The sequence below is a fragment of the Enterococcus sp. 6D12_DIV0197 genome (assembly GCF_002174385.1).
Classification (GTDB): domain Bacteria; phylum Bacillota; class Bacilli; order Lactobacillales; family Enterococcaceae; genus Enterococcus_D; species Enterococcus_D casseliflavus.
In genome coordinates this window covers 1,053,786-1,057,400 of the sequence record NZ_NIBN01000001.1, presented here as the reverse complement: position 1 = coordinate 1,057,400, position 3,615 = coordinate 1,053,786, and the positions used below count along the sequence as shown (strand labels likewise).

Genomic DNA, 3,615 nt, shown 5'->3' with positions numbered 1-3,615 from the left:
ATCAAGAAGTTCATCTATAAAGTTAAGCTTCATCATGATTCAATCACCTCAATAATCTCATCAATTTCTGTACGAAGCTTATCAATTTTAGATACAGTCTTTTTTATTTCTGCATTTAGTTCATTGATATCAATAATTTCTCTTGTATCTTTCGCTTCTACATAAGAACTCACAGAAAGGTTGTAATCATTTTCAACGATTGCATCATAATCTGTCTCTTATACACATCTGTTTTAACATGGTTTTATTACTCTTTTTATATTTTTACTTTTTATCTACAAAGTTTAATTTCCCACTTGATTAAACGATTGGTTTAGTCCCATTTTTATATAGATATCTTGGTATTTTTCTAAATACTCTTTCTTTGCATTTTCTATTTTTTCCTGCACCTGTAAGTCAGCTTCTTTGACTTCCGTTCCTATTCTTTCTTGTTCTGCTATTGACAGACCAGGAATTTCTATATCTTCAATATCTCGGATATTTAGAGATGAAATAATAGAACCTGTTTGGTTAATTGTGAGTAGCGCCATTCCAATAGGCGATTCTAAAAAGGATTTAATAAAGTATGGATTGTAACCTTTATTTGGACGGAAATAAATAAATAAATAATTCATATTGTGGGTGGTGATATTTTTGAATAAAAAATATATACTCCTTTTTATCTTAGGTATTATTGTAGGTATTATTATTAGCTGGTTATTATTTAAGTTTTCAAAAAAAATTTTTTTATAGGAGGATTTTAGAATGAAAAAATCGATTCTATCACTATCCGTTGTGTAGTTGTTAAGTATCTATGCTATTTCCCCGTGTCCTGCGTTTGCTAGTGAGACTTCTACAATTCCAGAAACCGAAAGTAACACAGCTATCTCTCCAAGTCTATTGTCTGATTCTGTAACCTTATTAGGAAATCCTGACAATGATACAGATATACAACCACGTTCTATTATTGGTGGTATAGCTATCTTTGTTGGCGGAATACTAGCCGGATATATCGTTGACGGTGTCATTATATATGCTACAGGACAACCTTCAGCAGAATGGATAGCTAGAGGTATGAGGGCTGCACAGAATTATCTTTCTAAAAATCCTAAACATAAATCAACCGTACATGTAACCAAAGACGGAGCAATAATGGGTGGCGGTGGTAGAGGTTTTTAACTCCCAGCTAAATCTAACAAAGAATTGCATGGTGGGATACCTACCGTGCATTTCTTTGTTCATTTTCTAGCTTGAAATATTTCTAGCGATTCTTTCGTTAAGAATAATGTTTTACCTGTATAAATGTGATCGATTCCCTCTAGTCTATGAGGAAACCGTTTATAAATGTGGGCAAAGTATTCATCATTCTTTCCTAACAACTGGCTTGCTTCTTTTGCTGTAATCAATTGCGATAAATCATTATTGGGATTATCAGAGAAAATAATTGTTCCACCAATTTTTCGATAATTAAAATTTTTAAGTATTTCATGTTTGTTGTTACGGTAAGCTTGGGATAGGTAATTTCTATTCTTACCTATCCTTTCACTCATTTCTTTTGCTGTGTAAATTTGATTTAAATTAATTTTTCCCATTGTTTAAGCACTCTCTTTTTAGCGTATTTCAGTTAAAAGAGAAGTCTGTAAGTTTTGGTTGAGTTGTCACAAGAAAGCCGTTTTTAGTTGGTTCAACCTCAAAAGTGATTTTTTGCATTTTACTACGATTGTCTACTGAAACATTTAGAAGGTATTCAACTCTATACCTTTTTTTTGTTTGTTCACTACCATAGTAATTGACACTCTTAAGCGTTTTCCCTAACGCTTTCCAATCGGATATATCTACCTTTTCGGATACATATGTTCTTAAACTTGACTGATAATTTTCTTGATTTTTTTCCTGTGAAAAATAGTAAGTCAAAAAGTATCTTCCAAAAGTATCTATTTTGGATTGAGAAATATCCGTTTCTTTGACACGTTCAATTTGTTCTTTCAATAATTCGCTCTCTTTTTTGACTGATTGAAGTTGTACTTGTTGAATAACACTTATTCCTATCAATAATACAATAAAAAGAGTCAAAATAGATATGAACAAATGAATTTTGGGAACATTTTTCTTGGTTATGGATTCTGATAGTGATTCTTTTCTACTATTCGTTTGTTTTGCTTGGTTCTTTTTCGATATTTCCTTAATAACACTAGGTTCATTTACTGTTTCAGTTGGAATTTCTGTCTGCGGTATTTCTTGGCTTTCATTACTCGTTTTTAACTCCTGACGATTTAATTCTTGCGTATTAAGCGTTGGTTCTGTTGGTTCATTCAAGTAAACTAAAACGGGTTCTGTTGCAAAGTTTTCAAAAGAATCTATTTTAAGTTAAAATTATAGAAAAGATAGCTTGGAGGAACGAAGATGAAGCATTTCAAAGGTAAACAATTTCAAAAAGACGTGATTATTGTCGCCGTTGGCTATTATCTTCGTTATAACCTCAGCTATCGAGACGTTCAAGAAATACTTTATGATCGTGGCATTCATGTGTGTCATACAACGATTTACCGTTGGGTACAAGAATACGGCAAAGCCCTATATCAAATTTGGAAAAAGAAAAATAGACAGTCTTTTTATTCGTGGAAAATGGATGAAACTTATATCAAAATCAAAGGGACCTGGCACTATTTGTATCGCGCGATCGATGCAGACGGTTTAACGCTGGACATTTGGCTAAGTAAAAAACGCGACACACAAGCAGCCTACGCATTTTTAAAACGTCTTAGAAAGCAGTTTGGCGAACCAAAGGTTCTAGTCACAGACAAGGCACCATCTATTGGCAGTGCGTTTAAAAAATTACAAAAAGCTGGTCTGTATACGAAGACAGAACACAGAACAGTTAAGTATCTCAATAACTTGATTGAGCAAGATCATCGACCAATCAAACGTCGGAATAAATTTTATCGAAGCTTACGCACTGCCTCAACAACGATTAAAGGCATGGAAACGATTCGCGGAATATACAAGAAAAGCCGAAAAGAGGGCACACTCTTCGGCTTTTCGGTTTGCACTGAAATCAAGGTCTTATTGGGTATCCCAGCTTAAAAAGCAGTCAAAACGGAATGCTGGTTGTTTATTTTAAAACTTTGCAACAGAACCTAATTCTTTATAGTAGCTGCTTGGTGCCACTTGCATTACACGCAGAAGCATTCGGATGGGATAGCTGTTTCTTAGATTTTTGATAAAGAGAATCTTATTGTGTAAGTTTACTTCGTGAATATAGCCATTGCTTTTTTTAGAATTTCGTTCTCCTGACGCAGACGGATCATTTCTTTTTCCATCTGTTTGATTTGAGCTGGGGTTGTCGAACTGCCTGAGATTGGACTATTGTTTTTCTTCCATTTATAAATTGTTTGTTCTGCAATGCCATATTCACGGGAAATTTCGGCAACTGATTTGCCAGTTGCCACAAGCTGAAGGATTAACTCTTTCTTTTCTTGACTGTATTTTTTTGCCATATCTGAACACCCTTTCGAAAGTATTATAATACTCTCCAAAAATGTGTCCACTAAATCATACTAGCACCAACCTTTAAATATTAATTCAGGTTGTTTATAAGTACTTATTTCACTAATTCTAAAATATTTTTATTGTATA

At 33.5% G+C, this 3,615-nt stretch carries 5 protein-coding genes and 2 pseudogenes; 2 read left to right on the top strand and 5 right to left on the bottom strand.

The genetic code is table 11. The features are described from left to right. Nucleotides 1-32: 32 nt before the first annotated feature. A pseudogene (locus A5867_RS18155) lies at nucleotides 33-209 on the bottom strand (type I restriction-modification system subunit M); the annotation flags it as partial. 75 nt (nucleotides 210-284) lie between these two features. Continuing rightward, nucleotides 285-614: a restriction endonuclease subunit S gene (locus A5867_RS05060; protein ID WP_249270016.1), complete on the bottom strand. Its 330-nt coding sequence runs from the start codon at nucleotides 612-614 to the stop codon at nucleotides 285-287. Nucleotides 615-780: 166 nt separating this feature from the next. Between A5867_RS05060 and A5867_RS05055 the strand changes: the two genes are divergently transcribed. Next, entirely contained in the window at nucleotides 781-1,158 is a 378-nt protein-coding gene (locus A5867_RS05055) for a hypothetical protein (RefSeq protein WP_002339800.1), read from the top strand. 59 nt (nucleotides 1,159-1,217) lie between these two features. Here A5867_RS05055 and A5867_RS05050 read toward each other — a convergent pair whose 3' ends face one another. Next, nucleotides 1,218-1,571: a hypothetical protein gene (locus A5867_RS05050; RefSeq protein ID WP_002339801.1), complete on the bottom strand. Its 354-nt coding sequence runs from the start codon at nucleotides 1,569-1,571 to the stop codon at nucleotides 1,218-1,220. Between the two features lie 28 nt (nucleotides 1,572-1,599). Then, nucleotides 1,600-2,307 (bottom strand): annotated as a pseudogene (locus A5867_RS05045) (hypothetical protein); the annotation flags it as partial. 75 nt (nucleotides 2,308-2,382) lie between these two features. Here A5867_RS05045 and A5867_RS05040 point away from each other — a divergent pair. Continuing rightward, nucleotides 2,383-3,063, top strand: a complete 681-nt coding sequence (locus A5867_RS05040) for an IS6 family transposase (RefSeq protein ID WP_087627006.1) — start codon at nucleotides 2,383-2,385, stop codon at nucleotides 3,061-3,063. Nucleotides 3,064-3,224: 161 nt separating this feature from the next. Here the strand turns inward: A5867_RS05040 and A5867_RS05035 are convergent, their stop codons facing one another. Further along, nucleotides 3,225-3,476: a transposase gene (locus A5867_RS05035; protein WP_029485507.1), complete on the bottom strand. Its 252-nt coding sequence runs from the start codon at nucleotides 3,474-3,476 to the stop codon at nucleotides 3,225-3,227. Between the last annotated feature and the right edge of the window lie 139 nt (nucleotides 3,477-3,615).